Here is a 14,176-nt window from a genome sequence, read left to right as displayed (position 1 = left end):
GGAAGCGACATGCGTTTCCCAACCGTACTGGCTGCGGCGTTCGCCATCGTATTTGTTACGGGATGCAGCACGTCCACACCCCATCAATCCCTTAATGCGGCTCTCGATAAAACGTTCCGCGCGCAAGGCTACGACTATACCTCTTCCACCCGAATCACAAAACTGTCGGTATCGCACGATCAATCCGATGAAACCGACAAGACGGCGGCGTACGTCGACAAAGGGCTGAGCATCCTCAGATCGATCAGCCTCCAGGCACGGGGCTCCGTAGACATGCAACGGGCACGCTCCGAAGCGTTGTACGATCTTCGATACGCGCAAAACAACGTCGAAATCTCCCTCAGGGTGCCGCTGATGGCCGACTATGAAAAACGCGTCCTCTATATCGGCAATTCGTTTCTAAATACCCTCTTCCCGATGCGGCCCGACGATGAGAAAAAACTGATTCGCTTCGATCTCAACGATACCCTGATGCAAAACTTTTTTCCCGAGGACGCATTCAACGCTACGGCGTTTCGGAGTATGAACCGCGCTTTGAAGGAGGGGACGCTCAAAGGGTTCGGGGAGATGAACGGGTCACTGGCGTATTATGACACGGCAAGCGGGAATATACGGGTTCGACTCGACCATAACGAATCGGTCGGATGGTTCCTCCGCTTCAGCGATGCCGCAATCACCCGCCTATTTCAAGATGGCGTTTTAACCAAAGAAGAATACGGGGCCTACATGATTCTAAGCGATCAGAAACGGATTGCCGCCGTGTTGGACCGATTTGTCCTCGCCACCGATTTTGACATTGCGCTGGATCGTTCGGGGCGCGTTTCGAACGTTACCGTACGCCTTGATCTTAGCGATGCGGAAGGATCGTTCTCTGCGGGAATCGAGAACACGACGTCGTTCGAGCACTACGACGACCCCCGCTTTACGCTCGATCCCGAAAAAACCGGCACGGTCCATTTTCATGACGTCGTCAAAAACTGGGAAATGCTGATGGATCCCGTCAACACGCTGGATAAAATACTCCCTCAACCCGCCGACGTCAACGACGCCCTGGGGGAACTCCCCTCCTCTCTGGCGGGTCGTGCTCCCCTCTCATCGCTCTAACGGCCAGTCAGGGAGGGTCATTCCATGCCGATGAAGATGCGCCCTTTTTTGTTCAGGTAAAACGTTTCGTATCCGTCGTCGCCGATGCTCATGCACTCTCCTAAAAATCCCTCGTCGTAGAGTTCCCGTATGATCCGTCGTACGGTATCGGCCTCCATACGTGCATATTCGGCGATATCGTCGGCTTCGTAGATGTTGTACTCGATTTCATCGCTCAGTGAAAAAATCGATTTCATGACGCGAAGTCTCTCTTCGCTTGGCGGCATCTTGTGCATTAGGCGCTCGCTTCGGCGATCAGGCAGGTGAAGCAGTGCTCGCGGTCATTGCATCCGGCACACGCGGGGGCTACTTTGCCGATGGCGTCGTAGAGGAATTTTTTCCAGAGCTTTTCTTTGGGCTTCATTTCGGCCAGACGGGGAAAATGACGTGACATGAACTGCCCCATCTCGATGCGGTTTTTAAAGCCAAGGTCCTGGTAAAGGTGGTTCATTTCGAGCGATTTAGCCGCAATCAGCGGCGCGATATCGTATCTGGCCTCCTCGTCCGCGGCGTACTTTTTCAGGTGGTTTTCGATCTCCCGGCGCATGAGGTCGTGTTCGTTCATAGCTTCCCTCCTTATCGGTATATCGGAAAGGAATGCAATTTTCGTGCGCGCTCCGGGGCTGCTAATGGTGCCCTTTGTACTTCATACCGTGGGCATGTGCGACCGCTTCGTTCATCAGATAGCCGTCGTAAGTGTTGAGTGCCGAGCTTAGGACATCATTGCCGACGACATGGGTGATCGGGGTCGCGGCGATTTGTTTGATGTAGGGAAGCGTGGCGTGCGTCAGTGCGCTTGTGGAGGTATGCGGGTACATCCCCGGCATGTTGGCGACGCAGTAGTGGATGATCCCCTCCACTTCAAACGTAGGATCGGAGTGAGTCGTCGGACGGGAGGTTTCGAAACATCCCCCCTGATCGATTGAAACATCCACGAGGACGGAGCCCCTGGGGATTAGCCCCAGCATCTCGCGCGTGATCAGTTTCGGGGCTTTGGCTCCGGGAATCAGCACGGTGCCGATAATCAGATCGGCTTCTTTGATGCTGCTTGTGATTGCGTCGTGGGAGGAATAATGCATCGTCACCCGGGGGCTCATGACGTCGCGCAGGTAAGCCAGCCGTTCGGTATTGATGTCAAACAGCACGACTTCGGCGCCCAGACCGGCAGCGGCATCGGCCGCCGCTTTGCCCGCTACTCCCGCCCCGAATACGACGACGCGCCCCGGTGCTGTTCCGACGGCTCCGCCCACAAGCTGCCCTTTTCCTCCGTAATAACGCCCGAGGTGAACGCTGCCAAAAAGCGTCGCCATACGACCGGCGATTTCGCTCATCGGTTCAAGGAGGGGAAGACGCCGACCGCTGCGAAGTGTCTCGTACGCGTAGGCGGTCACTTTTTTCTCACAGAGCAATTCGGTCAGCACCCGATCCGCCGCGAGGTGAAGGTAGGTAAAGAGGATAAGCCCTTCACGAAGCCTGGGATATTCGGCTTCGATCGGTTCTTTGACCTTGACGATCATATCGCTGGCACGCCATATCTGGTCGGGATCGTCCAGGAGTACCGCTCCCGCCGAGGCGTAGGATGCGTCATTGAACCCGCTCCCCTCGCCTGCTTTGGACTGAACGTACACGCTGTGCCCGCTGCGGACCAGCTCTTCCACCCCCGAAGGGGTCAGAGCAACTCGGAATTCGTCGGTTTTTATCTCTTTGGGAAGCCCAATGATCATCGTTTTCTCCCTCTAGCCGCAGTTGCGCAGGCGGTTTGTACGAACGGAAAGAATCAGCTTTGGTTAATGATACCACATTTGGAACAAAAGCGAAACGCCACGGGGATCAGGCTCCCATCCAGTTCTCGTGTTCATGCCCTTTTTGCTTCGTGTTTGCCGCTTTCTCGACCGCTTCGATGCAGCGGTCGTAATCGACTTCGTCGGTGATTTCGGGAACGATTTCGATATAGCTGATGAGCCCTTCGCGGTCGATGACGAATACGGCCCGCGCGAGCCGATCCTTGAGTTTGCCCTCCGATATCAGTATGCCGTACTTTTTCGCAAACTCGCGTGACGTGTCGATCACGATTTCTGCGTGGTCGATCCCCTCGCGCATGGCATAGTCGCGGACGAAATCGATATCGTCGGTGGTGACCATGACGGTTTTGAGTTTGCCGAACCGTTGGACCAGAGCGTTAAACGTTTTTGCCCCAAGGGAACATACCTCGGTTTTGAGCGAAGGAATCGCGATCAACAGCTGTGCCGTCGGCGCGATCATCCCGATGACGTTCGGTGTCCCGTCGAGAAGCGTTACGCGTGCCGCAGGAGCCTCCCGCCATAGGCTCATCTCTTTTCCTTCAAGCGGCGTCGGGGTGCCGTGTACGGTGATTTGCATGTGTACTCCTTATCGTATTGGAAAGAGAGTGCAAAAGAGATTCCAAATACTGCCTATTTTTTATCCATTTGAACGATGATTCGTTGCTTCTTTTTGTACTACAATTTCCCATATCCTAAAAAAGAATGCGCCATGATGACTTTTGATGCCAATATTCCGAATCGAGAAGAGTGCCACACCTGTTCGCTCACGTTCGCATACAAAGAGATCAATCTCCTCTACGAAGTGGCGGTGATGCTGACCAGTACGACCGATATTCATGAAAGCGTCGAAAAAGCGATGCGTCGGCTCAAACAGCATGGCTATCTCGAGCGGTGTGCCCTGTTTCGCAAAAAAGAGGATGCCGACGAACTTGAACTGCTGATTTCGATCGACCTCGAGCCGTATCAGAAAAAAATGGCAACGTACCGGTTCGGCGAAGGGGCGACTGGGCTTGCCGCCCAAAGCCGTGAACCGATCGTCATCGAAAACATCCACAACAACATCAATTATCTCAACAAAATGGGCAATATTTCGACCCAAATGGTCTCTTACGTGGCGGTACCGCTGATGCAAGACGACGAGGTCATCGGCGTCATTTCGGCCAACATCGGCAAAAGCAGTCCCCTCAATTTCGACGAAATCGTCCGGATGCTCACCATCGTAGGGTCGCTTTTTGTCGGTGCTCTGAAGGTACAACAGACCATCACCAAAGAAAAAGAGTCGCTGAGCGAACTCAAAACGTATTACAAAGAAGAGATGCAAAAAGATTACAAATTCGAAAACATTGTCGGACGTTCGACGCGGATGCAGCAGGTATTTTCGATGATCAACACCGTTGCTCCCACCGACGCGACGATTCTCATCCGGGGCGAAACGGGAACGGGAAAAGAGCTCATCGCCACCGCGGTTCACAACCTCAGTCGACGCCAGAACGGCCCCTTTATCAAGCTCAACTGCGCCGCCATCAGCGAAACGCTGTTGGAGAGCGAGCTTTTCGGGCATGAAAAAGGGGCGTTTACCGACGCGCGGGAGATGCGCAAGGGGCGTTTCGAACTCGCAGACGGCGGAACCCTGTTCCTCGATGAAATCGGCGACATTACCCCTGCGCTCCAGGTCAAACTGCTGCGTATATTGCAAGAACAGGAGTTCGAACGGGTCGGCGGCACCAAAACGATCCGCACAAACGTCCGGCTCGTCGCCGCGACAAACCGGAATCTCGAAGAGATGGTACGCAAAGGGGAATTTCGCGAAGACCTGTTTTACCGTTTGAATGTCATTCCGATCAACCTCCCCCCGTTGCGGGAACGTTACGAAGACGTCAAACTACTGATCGAGCACTATCTGCAGAAATTTATGAAAGAGCACCGCAAGACGATGCACTTCAGCAAAGGGGCGATGGAACTGTTGCTCGACTATCCCTGGCCGGGAAACATCCGCGAACTCCAGAATACGATGGAGAGAATCGTTCTGATTTGTCCGGACGGGGAGATCCAGCCTGAAATGCTCAGCCATGTTTTGCCGTTCAATTATCAGAAACTCTACATGCACAACGATCCGGCGGTCTCCGCTGCTGCCGCGCCGACACCGGCAAAAGAGTTTCCCAGCGGACCGATAACGAAAAAGACGCTTCAGGAACTCGAAAAAGAATCGATCATCCAGGCCCTCATTGATTCGCACGGAATTCAGACCAAAGCGGCCCGTTCATTGGGGATGACCGCCCGGCAGATCGGTTATAAAATCAAGCAATACGGAATCGAGGTATAAGCTTTATCCCATATCGATGCGGACGCAGTTTTTCCCGTCTGATTTTGCGCGGTAGAGGGCTTTATCGGCACGTTCGAAAACGCTTTCAAGCTCTTCGTGCGGGCGAACCGATGCGAGACCGAAACTGCACGTCACGTGGACGATCGTCTCAAAACTGTGTTCGTCGATTTTTTTGCGTATCTGTTCGGCCACTTTCATTACGGCCATCGGATCGGTATAACGCTGCAAGATGGCAAACTCTTCCCCTCCCCATCGTACGAACGTGTCGCTTTTCCGGATCGAAGAGCCGATCAAAGCGGCCAGCTGCTTAAGCACCGAATCGCCGACATTGTGTCCGAAGGTGTCGTTGATGCTTTTGAAATTGTCGACGTCGAGCAACAGCAGATAGAGGGAATAATCCTGGGACTGAGGATGCTTTTGGTGCGATTGGAACACCTCTTCAAAGAGCCTCCGGTTGCCGATACCGGTCAGCGTATCGGTCGTCGCCATTTTCAGCAGCCCTTTTTCGCCCTCGCCGACAAGCCCCATCAGCGAATGGATCATTGTATAGTCGTGTTTGACCATAGGGGTGATTTGCCGGTAACACAGCGACATCAGTCGGTGTTTGTCGATAATCCCCAGAACGTTTTTGCCCTTGGCCGCGACAATTTTGTCGTAAGGCAGCTCTTCGATCGCTTCTATGACATCGGATATCTGGGTGTCGGCATCGAAAGTTTCGACGGGAGAGGTCATGAAATCGCGGATCGGCAGCCCCAGATTGTCGCTGTCGTGTATAACGCGGACGATGTCTCTGAGGGTCACGATCCCCACATGGGCCGAGCGGCGGGTGACGATAACCGCGTCGTCGTCGTGGCGGGCGAAAAACTCCAGCAGATTCTGGACGATCGTATCCCCTTCGAACCTCGGGCAACCGGCCGAAGAGGCAAAAAGATCTCCGATTCGCGTAGATGGGGTAATGGCCGAGAATTCAGGGTTCATACAATCTCTTTCGACGCTCTTTTCGTAATACATTAGGTTAATATCGGTGAATTGCTGTCATTATATCAGAGATTTGGCAACATACGTTGAAATCGGTCGGAATTGTCGGATGCGGGGATGAGAACGGGGTCGGCCGAAGCGCCAAATCACTCCCCGAGCCGCTTGGCAACGACTTCGGAGGGGAATTTTTTGGCGCAGGGCTCGATGTACCAGGTTTCGCCGTTACTGAGCTTAACTTCCCCACCCCAGCGCTCTAGCGTGTCGAATTCGGATTTGACGATCGTCTCTTCCATGTCTTTTTTGGCGACGTAAAACGATATCGCCCCCGTTGAATCGTAACGCAGCATTACCTTAGCCATTTCAGCTCCTTTATATTTGATAATATCAATCTGCGTCGGACGCAAACCGAACGTTCGAATGCATTTATTGTGCGTGGAAAAAACGGCGTATCCGATGCCACCAGTCGGCCGATACGGCCCCCTCGAACGTAATTCGCAGAAATGTTCCCGCAAGACGACGCAGGATCGTATCGACTTTGTAGTGTTTGTCGTCGCGGATCGGATAATCGCTGCGGTAATGGGCTCCCCTGCTCTCTTCGCGCGCCAGCGCCGCCATCACCATCGCTTCGGCGACGCTCAGCGAGTTACGAAATTCGAGGATCGAGAGGAGTTCGACGTTGTCGGATCGCTCTTTATTGACGCAACACAGTCCTGATGACATTTTCATCAGGTAGTGAACATATTCGAGCGCGGCGGCCAACGAGTCGTGCGTCCGGAATATTCCCGCATTAACGTACAGATTGTTGCCAAGATTGCGCCGCATCGTATTGATGTTGAAACGGTTCTCCCCTTCGAGTATCATTCCGATGTAGCGCGATTCCCGCTCCACCTGTGCGTAGTCGATGGGCTGAAATTCGTTTCTGCGGGCGGCCCTGGACGCTTCTATCCCCGCCACCCTTCCAAAATAGGCCGCTTCAAGCAGGCTGTTCCCTCCGAGACGGTTGGCTCCGTGGACCCCGTTGTAAGCACACTCTCCACAGGCAAAAACCCCCGGTAGATCGGTCGATGTATCGGCACGGCTCCAGATTCCCCCCATCGTGTAGTGCGCCGAGGGGGTAATCGGAAGGAGTTCGGTCGTGATGTCGATTCCCGCGCCGTTGAGGGCGTGTTTGCGGGCGGAGGGGAGCTTTTGGTCGATCAGTTCTTCGCCCAGATGGCGGAAATCGAGATAAACGCTGTGCCCGGCACGCTGGTGTTCCGCAATCGCGCGTGAGAGGCGGTCGCGCGTTGCGAGTTCGTCGGTGAAGCGTGTACCCGTTTCATCGACGATGTACGCCCCTTCCCCTCTGGCCGCTTCGCTGATGAGCGTGCCGTTCAGTGTCGTTGGATGGAACTGTACGAATTCCATGTTGGCAAGCCTCATTTTGGTCCGCAGCGCGACGGCAAGTGCGTCCCCGCTCGCTTCTTGCGAATTGGTCGAATGGCCTCGGTAGATGCCGGCATATCCGCCGCCGGCAAGTACCAGCGATTTGCAGGCAAATGCGATCACCTGGGAATCGCGCCGCCGCAGGAGGATCACGCCGGAGAGTTTTTCCTTGAACGTCGCGATCGAGAGCATGACGTGCCCGGGGAATATGCTGACTCCTTCCTTCCGGCATTGCACGAGCAGTGTCTGGGTGATCGCCGCACCCGTCTTATCGGCGATGTAGCAGGTGCGCGATGCGTTGGTTCCGCCAAACGGTCTTTGCGCGATATCGCCCTCTTCGTTCCGATCGAAATTCACCCCCATCTCCGAGAGTTCGCGTATCACCTCTTCCGCCCCTCGGACCATCGAGCTGACGACCGAAAACCGCCCCAGTTCATCCGACCCTCTGAGCGTGTCGGCGATGTGTTCGCGGTGCGAATCGCGGCGGGTCGATCGGAGAACGGCGTTGATCCCTCCGGAAGCTACGGCCGAATTTGAGCGCAGGGGGTTGCTTTTGCAGACCAATGCTACGGAAAGTCCGGAGCGTCGGGCGTAAAGGGCGGCGTAAAGCCCGGAAATGCCGCTTCCGACAACGACGACGTCATAGAGCATACGAATCCTTTATCAGACTCCGCATCGCATCGGGCGATGCGGCCCCCAGATATGCAAGCATCGCATTGTCGCTGACGTGTGCGGGATCGACCGCGCCGAATACCGCACTGATCGCTCCGGCGCTGCGGGCGAACTGCAATGCGCCGGCAACGTCCGTTAGCGGAGTCGTGTTCAGCAGTTCCCCGATTTTCGCAGCAAAAGGGCGTTTGAACAGGTTTTTTTGTAGCAGCGGCGACGATGCGATCATGGTGACGCCGTAGTGTGCGCAGGCATGCATCAGGGGATAATAGAACCCGTTTTCGCATTGCTGATTCGCGTAGGCCATTGCGTGGGGTTTGGCGAGGTTGAAAGGTGCCTGGAGGTATTTAAAGCCGTGTTCCGCCCCGCCGACGCGGCGGGCAATGTTGACAATGGCACCCAGCGACACGTATTCGGTATGCTCTTCCTCGTACAAAAAGCCGTTCCACGACGCGACGCCGTACGCGACGATTTTCCCCTCCGACCGCAATGCTTCGAATTCCCTGAATGCCCCCTCGATCCGCTCGTAAAACGTCTCTTTGTCGACGTATCCGAGCTGGGTTTCGGGATTGTGAAGATAAAAGATGTCGATGGTGGGGATTTCAAGATTCTTCAGAGACTGCTCGCAGCTCCAGCGCAAGTAGGCCGGGCTCATACAGTGCTGGTCGATGATGATCTCGTCGCGCCCGGCCAATCCCGTGTCGACGATCTTTTCTTGTATCCATCCGTAGGGGTTGTCGGGAAACGGGAAATCGAGCGGTATAAACCCGGCTTTGGAAGCGATGATGATCTCGTCGCGACGGATCTCACCCGTTTGGAGCATGGGATGAAGCGCTTCGGCGATTTCGCGTTCGCTGATCTGATAGCGGTAGTTGATTGCCGTATCGATCAGATTGATTCCCCTGCGCAACGCCGTCTGGATCGCCGAAGCAAAATTGATGATGTAATTGTCCTCCCGGTACGGCTCGGGTTTGAAGGTTCCCAGTCCCAGCGAAGGGAAAAAGAGCTCCCCGTTGAAACGGTAAAACTCTTTCGAATATTGACCGAAACGCTTCATATACCGGAAAGTGCCCTCTTTGGTCGCGCAGTTCATCAGATCACCAAAACTCGTAGTTGGGCTTTGAGTTTGAATTTGAGCATATCCTCGATCCCCGCCAGGGTCGTGGTCGTGTTCATCGAACAGCTGATACATTCCCCTTTATATTTGATGTAGAGTTCATAGCCGTTTTCGACCTCTTTGAGGTCTACAAGCTCAACGTCGCCTCCGTCGGCTTTCAGCGTCGGTCGGATGTACTCTTCGAGAATCGATTCGATCGTTTTGATCTTTTGTACGAGGCTCATCGCGTTGAAATCGCCGTCCGCTTTGGCTTCCTTGATTTTTTTGCTGATCGCCTCTTTTTCGAGTTCCTCCATCACTTCGGCGAGCAGATCGACGAGGTAGAGATCCTTTTTCTCGTGACCGCCGGGTTTGACGCACGATTTGCAGAAGCCGCCGGCTTTGGTATAATCGACGATCTGTTCGATCGAGTCGAGTTTGTTGAGACGGATGACCTCTTTGAGGGTATCGAGGCTCACGCGGGCGCATTCGCAGACGATGAATTCGGTTTCGAACTCGCTCATGTCGACCCCTTTGTAGATCGATGCCGCTTTTTTGATCACGTCGTACGCCATCACCGAACAGTGCATTTTCTGCCCCGGAACCGCAGGGATGTCAGGATCGTCGCGGAGCGCTTTTTCGACGTCGATGTTCGTGATGCCCAACGCTTCGTCGACGGTTTTTTCCATGCACAGCTCCGCCATCATATCCGAACTGGCAATAGCCGTACCGCATCCGAAACTTTTAAAGCGGCTTTTGACGATGACGTCGTTTGAAGAATCGATCATCCAATACAGCCGGACCGCATCGCCGCAGCTCTCCGCACCGAAATCGGCAATGACGAGCTGTTTTCCAGCCTTGTCCGCCTCTTCCTGGGTGATTTCACCCATGTTGACCGGATCGTTCATCCGCCGTTGCACTTCCGATGAATACTCTTCCCATAACGCTCCGCCGATCAGTGTGTCGCGTGCCATGTGGTTACTCCTTGCTTTTAGCGATGTATCGCAAAAGACATTGCAAACGGTGTTCTTGCTCCTAGAAGACATTTTTGTCGTATCCGTAGCCTGGAACGCGGTATGCAGGATGATTCAAAGTTAGGGTGTTTCGAATCCTCAGGATTGCCTATTTAATAATCAGTCGACTGATGAATCGGGCTGTCGATTCGAAATATAATGACGTAACATTTTCTTCAAAGGGGTCCGCCATGGTCCAGATTACCGCCGTATTCAACAAACACTGTCTCAACGACGTTCTGCGCGAACTGTTCGATAACCTGATCGAAGGAGTTACCGTCACCGACGTTATCGGAAAAGGGTCGTTGGGAATCGCCGAAAAAAACAATGCCCCCGATCTCTATCCCAAAGTGATGATCCTGATCGTTGTTTCAGACGACCGGCACAAAGAGATCGCGATGGAGGCCATCCGGTCCCATACGCAGGATTTGGGACACGGCGCAGGCAAGATGTGGGTAACGCCGGTTCTGGAAGTGGAACGGATCCGCACGGGCGAAAAAGACGAATCGGCCCTGTCACAGCCGACTCCGCGCCTGTCGGCGAAAACCGACACCTTCTTCACCGCCGTCGACACCCCCTCCAGCTGATCTTCTGCCGCACAAGACGCACTTTGCGTATTCGCGGCACTATTATTAAACCGCAAGTTTAAGCGCGCTATAATTGCAAAAAATTTTGACCAAGGACTTTGTTTTGAGAAGTCATTTTTGTACCGAATTATCAGAAGCCGACATCGGCCAGGAGGTCGTTCTGTGCGGCTGGGCCAACAGCTACCGTGACCACGGGGGGATCGTATTCATCGACCTGCGCGACAAAAGCGGGCTGATCCAGCTCGTCTGCGACCCGGCCGATAACGCCCACGCCCACAAAGTCGCCAGCGAAGTGCGCGACGAATTCGTCCTCATCGCCCGCGGCCGCGTCCGTGCACGTGGCGAAGGACTGGCCAATCCCCGCCTCAAAACCGGGTCGATCGAAGTCGTCGTTGACGATCTCGTCATCGAAAACCGTTCTGAGCCTGTGCCGTTCGTCATCGGGGACAACACCGTCGGTGAAGAGACGCGCCTCAAATACCGCTACCTCGACCTGCGTAATCCGAACGCGTTTGAAACGTTTAAAATGCGTTCAAAAGCGGCCATCGCGGCGCGCAACGTCCTTGATTCCCTCGGTTTTTTGGAAGTGGAAACGCCGATCCTCACCAAATCGACTCCCGAAGGGGCGCGCGACTACCTCGTCCCCAGCCGGGTCCATGAAGGGGAATTTTATGCCCTTCCCCAGTCTCCGCAGCTGTTCAAACAGCTTCTGATGGTCGGCGGATTCGACCGTTATTTCCAGATCGCCAAATGTTTCCGTGACGAAGATTTGCGTGCCGACCGCCAGCCCGAGTTCACCCAGATCGACGTCGAGATGAGCTTCTGTAACCAAGAAGACGTCATCCGCGTCGCCGAAGAACTGATCAAAGGGATGTTCGCCGCCGCCGGGCACGAAGTCCACATCCCTTTCAACCGCATCAAATACGCCGACGCGATGGAGTGGTACGGCTCGGACAAACCCGACCTGCGCTACGATCTGAAAATGGTCGACGTCATCGACATCTTCGCACGCTGCGACAACGAAATTTTCACCTCCATCGCCGCCAACCCGAAAATGAACCGGATCAAAGCGCTTCGCGTTCCGGGTGCGGATCTGGTCTTCTCCAAACGTGAAATGAAAAGCTTCGAAGATTTCGTCCGTAAATTCGGCGCCAAGGGTCTGGGCTACTTCCAGATGAAAGAAGACGGCCTCAAAGGGCCGCTGGAAAAATTCTTTACTCCCGAAGATCTTCAGCTTCTGGTCGAACGGACCGGTATGGAAGTGGGCGACGTCGTCTTCTTCGGGGCGGGGGATAAAAAAACCGTGTGGGATTACATGGGGCGTTTCCGCATCTTTATCGCCGAACACGAAAAGATGAACCTGATTGACAAAGACCGCTTCGAATTTGTCTGGGTCGTCGATTTCCCGATGTTCGAGATCGAGGACGGACGCGTCAAAGCGCTCCACCACCCTTTCACCATGCCGCGTGATCTCAATCACGAACACATCGAGGATATCGAATCGATCGCCTACGACATCGTCCTCAACGGTACGGAGCTCGGCGGCGGTTCGATCCGTATCCACAAGCAGGCACTCCAGGAAGAGATCTTCAAACTCCTGGGAATCGGCGAAGAGGAAGCGCAGGAGAAATTCGGTTTTCTCCTTGACGCCCTTAAATTCGGTGCGCCTCCGCACGGCGGTTTCGCGATCGGGTTCGACCGTTTTATGATGCTTCTGTCGAAAAAAGATTCGATCCGTGACGTCATCGCGTTTCCGAAAACCCAGAAAGCGTCGTGCATCATGACCGATGCTCCAAGCCCTGTCGAGATCACACAACTGCGCGAACTCCACATCCGTCTCCGTGAAAGCGCCAAATAAGCGATGAAGAAACTCTTTCTCATCATCGGGGCTCCGGGTTCGGGAAAAACCACGGATGCCGCGCTCATCGCGGAACGGAATAACGCGGTAATGGTTCATTACTCGACGGGCGATTTGCTTCGCGCCGAAGTGGCCAGCGGATCGGAACGCGGTCAGCTGATCGACAGCTTCATCAGCAAAGGGCTCATCGTACCCATCGAGATCGCCGTAGAGACGATAACGCAAGCGATAAAAAACGCCCCGAGCGACGTTGTCTTGTTTGACGGCTACCCGCGCAGCAACGAGCAGATGAACGAACTCGACACGTTTCTTCGCAATGACGACAGCATCGCACTCATCAGCGTCATCGAGGTCGTCGTCAGCGAAGCGGTTGCCCGCGATCGGGTTCTCGGGCGTGCTCGCGGCGCCGACGATGATGAAAAGGTGTTCAACAACCGCATGAAAGTCTACACCGATCCCCTTGCGGAGATCCAATGCTTCTACGAAGCAAAAGGGCTGCTCCATAAGATCGACGGCGAACGCGGCATTGACGCGATTGTGGACGACATGGAAGCCTTCATCAAATCTAAAATCTAATTTAATAGGAAATAATATGAAAATTATTCTTTTGGGAGCGCCGGGTGCCGGCAAAGGGACTCAGGCACAATTTTTGACGAAAGCGTTCGACATCCCCCAGATTTCGACGGGCGACATGCTCCGCGCGGCGATCAAAGCGGGAACCGAGCTCGGCGTTCTGGCCAAATCGTTCATGGACGCGGGTAAACTGGTCACGGACGAAATCATCATCGGGCTGGTCAAAGAACGGATCAAAGAAGACGATTGCAAAAACGGTTTTTTGCTTGACGGATTCCCCCGTACCGTTCCGCAGGCGGATGCGCTCAAAGAAGCCGGTGTCGCCATCGACGCGGTGATTGAAATCGACGTTCCCGACAGCGTAATCGTCGAACGGATGTCGGGCCGTCGCGCCCACCTCGCATCGGGCCGTACCTACCATGTCGTCTACAATCCCCCGAAAGTAGAAGGCAAAGATGACGTCACGGGCGAAGACCTGGTTCAGCGCGACGATGACAAAGCCGAAGTGGTTCTTGATCGCCTCCGTGTTTACCATGAACAAACGGCACCGCTTGTAGGATACTACAAATCGCTCAGTGCCGACGATTCGTCGGTGAAATACATTACGATCGACGGAACACAGCCGATCGATACGGTTGAAAAAGAGATCCTCGACCGCCTCAAATAATCCTCCCTTTCCCGCCTTGCGGGAATCTCGTGTTATAATCGC

The 14,176-nt window shown here is 54.4% G+C and carries 15 protein-coding genes; 6 read left to right on the top strand and 9 right to left on the bottom strand.

Annotated elements, in window-relative coordinates; translation table 11 throughout:
* Positions 1 to 9: 9 nt before the first annotated feature.
* Entirely contained in the window at positions 10 to 1,104 is a 1,095-nt protein-coding gene (locus tag AB1763_08615; protein ID MEW5832886.1) for a hypothetical protein, read from the top strand.
* Positions 1,105 to 1,121: 17 nt separating this feature from the next.
* On the opposite strand, the gene AB1763_08610 is transcribed toward AB1763_08615, so the two are convergent.
* The 4 genes from AB1763_08610 to AB1763_08595 all read right to left on the bottom strand — a co-directional run bounded on the left by AB1763_08610 (position 1,122) and on the right by AB1763_08595 (position 3,522).
* Positions 1,122 to 1,379 (bottom strand): hypothetical protein, encoded by a 258-nt coding sequence (locus tag AB1763_08610; protein MEW5832885.1) that lies wholly within the window; start codon positions 1,377 to 1,379, stop codon positions 1,122 to 1,124.
* On the bottom strand, positions 1,379 to 1,708 hold the full coding sequence (locus AB1763_08605; GenBank protein MEW5832884.1) for a nitrogen fixation protein NifQ: 330 nt from the start codon (positions 1,706 to 1,708) through the stop codon (positions 1,379 to 1,381). Before AB1763_08605 ends, AB1763_08610 begins: the two co-directional genes overlap by 1 nt.
* Before the next feature lie 61 nt (positions 1,709 to 1,769).
* Positions 1,770 to 2,867: an alanine dehydrogenase gene (gene ald / locus AB1763_08600; GenBank protein MEW5832883.1), complete on the bottom strand. Its 1,098-nt coding sequence runs from the start codon at positions 2,865 to 2,867 to the stop codon at positions 1,770 to 1,772.
* A gap of 106 nt (positions 2,868 to 2,973) precedes the next feature.
* The gene (locus tag AB1763_08595) at positions 2,974 to 3,522 is read right to left on the bottom strand and encodes a redoxin family protein (GenBank protein MEW5832882.1); all 549 of its coding nucleotides are present in this window, start codon (positions 3,520 to 3,522) and stop codon (positions 2,974 to 2,976) included.
* 132 nt (positions 3,523 to 3,654) lie between these two features.
* On the opposite strand from AB1763_08595, the gene AB1763_08590 reads away from it, so the two are divergent.
* Positions 3,655 to 5,268: a sigma 54-interacting transcriptional regulator gene (locus AB1763_08590; protein ID MEW5832881.1), complete on the top strand. Its 1,614-nt coding sequence runs from the start codon at positions 3,655 to 3,657 to the stop codon at positions 5,266 to 5,268.
* A 3-nt stretch (positions 5,269 to 5,271) separates the two neighbouring features.
* Here AB1763_08590 and AB1763_08585 read toward each other — a convergent pair whose 3' ends face one another.
* The 5 genes from AB1763_08585 to AB1763_08565 all read right to left on the bottom strand — a co-directional run bounded on the left by AB1763_08585 (position 5,272) and on the right by AB1763_08565 (position 10,410).
* A complete protein-coding gene (locus AB1763_08585) occupies positions 5,272 to 6,246 on the bottom strand; it encodes a diguanylate cyclase (GenBank protein ID MEW5832880.1) in 975 nt (324 codons plus the stop codon).
* Positions 6,247 to 6,392: 146 nt separating this feature from the next.
* Positions 6,393 to 6,605 (bottom strand): putative nitrogen fixation protein NifT, encoded by a 213-nt coding sequence (nifT, locus tag AB1763_08580; protein ID MEW5832879.1) that lies wholly within the window; start codon positions 6,603 to 6,605, stop codon positions 6,393 to 6,395.
* 64 nt (positions 6,606 to 6,669) lie between these two features.
* Positions 6,670 to 8,322, bottom strand: a complete 1,653-nt coding sequence (locus tag AB1763_08575; protein MEW5832878.1) for an FAD-dependent oxidoreductase — start codon at positions 8,320 to 8,322, stop codon at positions 6,670 to 6,672.
* A complete protein-coding gene (locus AB1763_08570; GenBank protein ID MEW5832877.1) occupies positions 8,312 to 9,433 on the bottom strand; it encodes an aldo/keto reductase in 1,122 nt (373 codons plus the stop codon). Before AB1763_08570 ends, AB1763_08575 begins: the two co-directional genes overlap by 11 nt.
* Complete coding sequence (locus AB1763_08565) at positions 9,433 to 10,410, bottom strand: iron-sulfur cluster assembly scaffold protein (protein ID MEW5832876.1); 978 nt, start codon at positions 10,408 to 10,410, stop codon at positions 9,433 to 9,435. Before AB1763_08565 ends, AB1763_08570 begins: the two co-directional genes overlap by 1 nt.
* 230 nt (positions 10,411 to 10,640) lie before the next feature.
* Here AB1763_08565 and AB1763_08560 point away from each other — a divergent pair, with 230 nt between their 5' ends.
* From AB1763_08560 to adk, 4 genes are all read left to right on the top strand, one after another.
* The gene (locus tag AB1763_08560) at positions 10,641 to 11,036 is read left to right on the top strand and encodes a P-II family nitrogen regulator (protein MEW5832875.1); all 396 of its coding nucleotides are present in this window, start codon (positions 10,641 to 10,643) and stop codon (positions 11,034 to 11,036) included.
* A 103-nt stretch (positions 11,037 to 11,139) separates the two neighbouring features.
* Positions 11,140 to 12,894: an aspartate--tRNA ligase gene (aspS, locus tag AB1763_08555; protein MEW5832874.1), complete on the top strand. Its 1,755-nt coding sequence runs from the start codon at positions 11,140 to 11,142 to the stop codon at positions 12,892 to 12,894.
* A gap of 3 nt (positions 12,895 to 12,897) precedes the next feature.
* Positions 12,898 to 13,470, top strand: a complete 573-nt coding sequence (locus AB1763_08550; protein ID MEW5832873.1) for an adenylate kinase — start codon at positions 12,898 to 12,900, stop codon at positions 13,468 to 13,470.
* Positions 13,471 to 13,486: 16 nt separating this feature from the next.
* Positions 13,487 to 14,134, top strand: a complete 648-nt coding sequence (gene adk / locus AB1763_08545; GenBank protein ID MEW5832872.1) for an adenylate kinase — start codon at positions 13,487 to 13,489, stop codon at positions 14,132 to 14,134.
* Positions 14,135 to 14,176: the final 42 nt, after the last annotated feature.

The sequence above is a fragment of the Campylobacterota bacterium genome, assembly GCA_040752835.1.
Taxonomy (GTDB): domain Bacteria; phylum Campylobacterota; class Campylobacteria; order Campylobacterales; family Sulfurimonadaceae; genus Sulfuricurvum.
This window is presented reverse-complemented; position numbering and strand designations above follow the sequence as displayed.

Excerpts from the sequence above, each read along its gene's own strand:
- AB1763_08560 (MEW5832875.1), top strand. The coding sequence starts at position 10,641 with ATGGTCCAGATTACCGCCGTATTCAACAAACACTGTCTCAACGACGTT.
- AB1763_08550 (MEW5832873.1), top strand. The coding sequence starts at position 12,898 with ATGAAGAAACTCTTTCTCATCATCGGGGCTCCGGGTTCGGGAAAAACC.
- AB1763_08590 (MEW5832881.1), top strand. The coding sequence starts at position 3,655 with ATGATGACTTTTGATGCCAATATTCCGAATCGAGAAGAGTGCCACACC.
- AB1763_08565 (MEW5832876.1), bottom strand. The coding sequence starts at position 10,410 with ATGGCACGCGACACACTGATCGGCGGAGCGTTATGGGAAGAGTATTCA.
- AB1763_08585 (MEW5832880.1), bottom strand. The coding sequence starts at position 6,246 with ATGAACCCTGAATTCTCGGCCATTACCCCATCTACGCGAATCGGAGAT.
- ald (MEW5832883.1), bottom strand. The coding sequence starts at position 2,867 with ATGATCATTGGGCTTCCCAAAGAGATAAAAACCGACGAATTCCGAGTT.
- AB1763_08575 (MEW5832878.1), bottom strand. The coding sequence starts at position 8,322 with ATGCTCTATGACGTCGTCGTTGTCGGAAGCGGCATTTCCGGGCTTTAC.
- AB1763_08570 (MEW5832877.1), bottom strand. The coding sequence starts at position 9,433 with ATGAACTGCGCGACCAAAGAGGGCACTTTCCGGTATATGAAGCGTTTC.
- AB1763_08615 (MEW5832886.1), top strand. The coding sequence starts at position 10 with ATGCGTTTCCCAACCGTACTGGCTGCGGCGTTCGCCATCGTATTTGTT.
- adk (MEW5832872.1), top strand. The coding sequence starts at position 13,487 with ATGAAAATTATTCTTTTGGGAGCGCCGGGTGCCGGCAAAGGGACTCAG.
- nifT (MEW5832879.1), bottom strand. The coding sequence starts at position 6,605 with ATGGCTAAGGTAATGCTGCGTTACGATTCAACGGGGGCGATATCGTTT.
- AB1763_08595 (MEW5832882.1), bottom strand. The coding sequence starts at position 3,522 with ATGCAAATCACCGTACACGGCACCCCGACGCCGCTTGAAGGAAAAGAG.
- AB1763_08605 (MEW5832884.1), bottom strand. The coding sequence starts at position 1,708 with ATGAACGAACACGACCTCATGCGCCGGGAGATCGAAAACCACCTGAAA.
- AB1763_08610 (MEW5832885.1), bottom strand. The coding sequence starts at position 1,379 with ATGCACAAGATGCCGCCAAGCGAAGAGAGACTTCGCGTCATGAAATCG.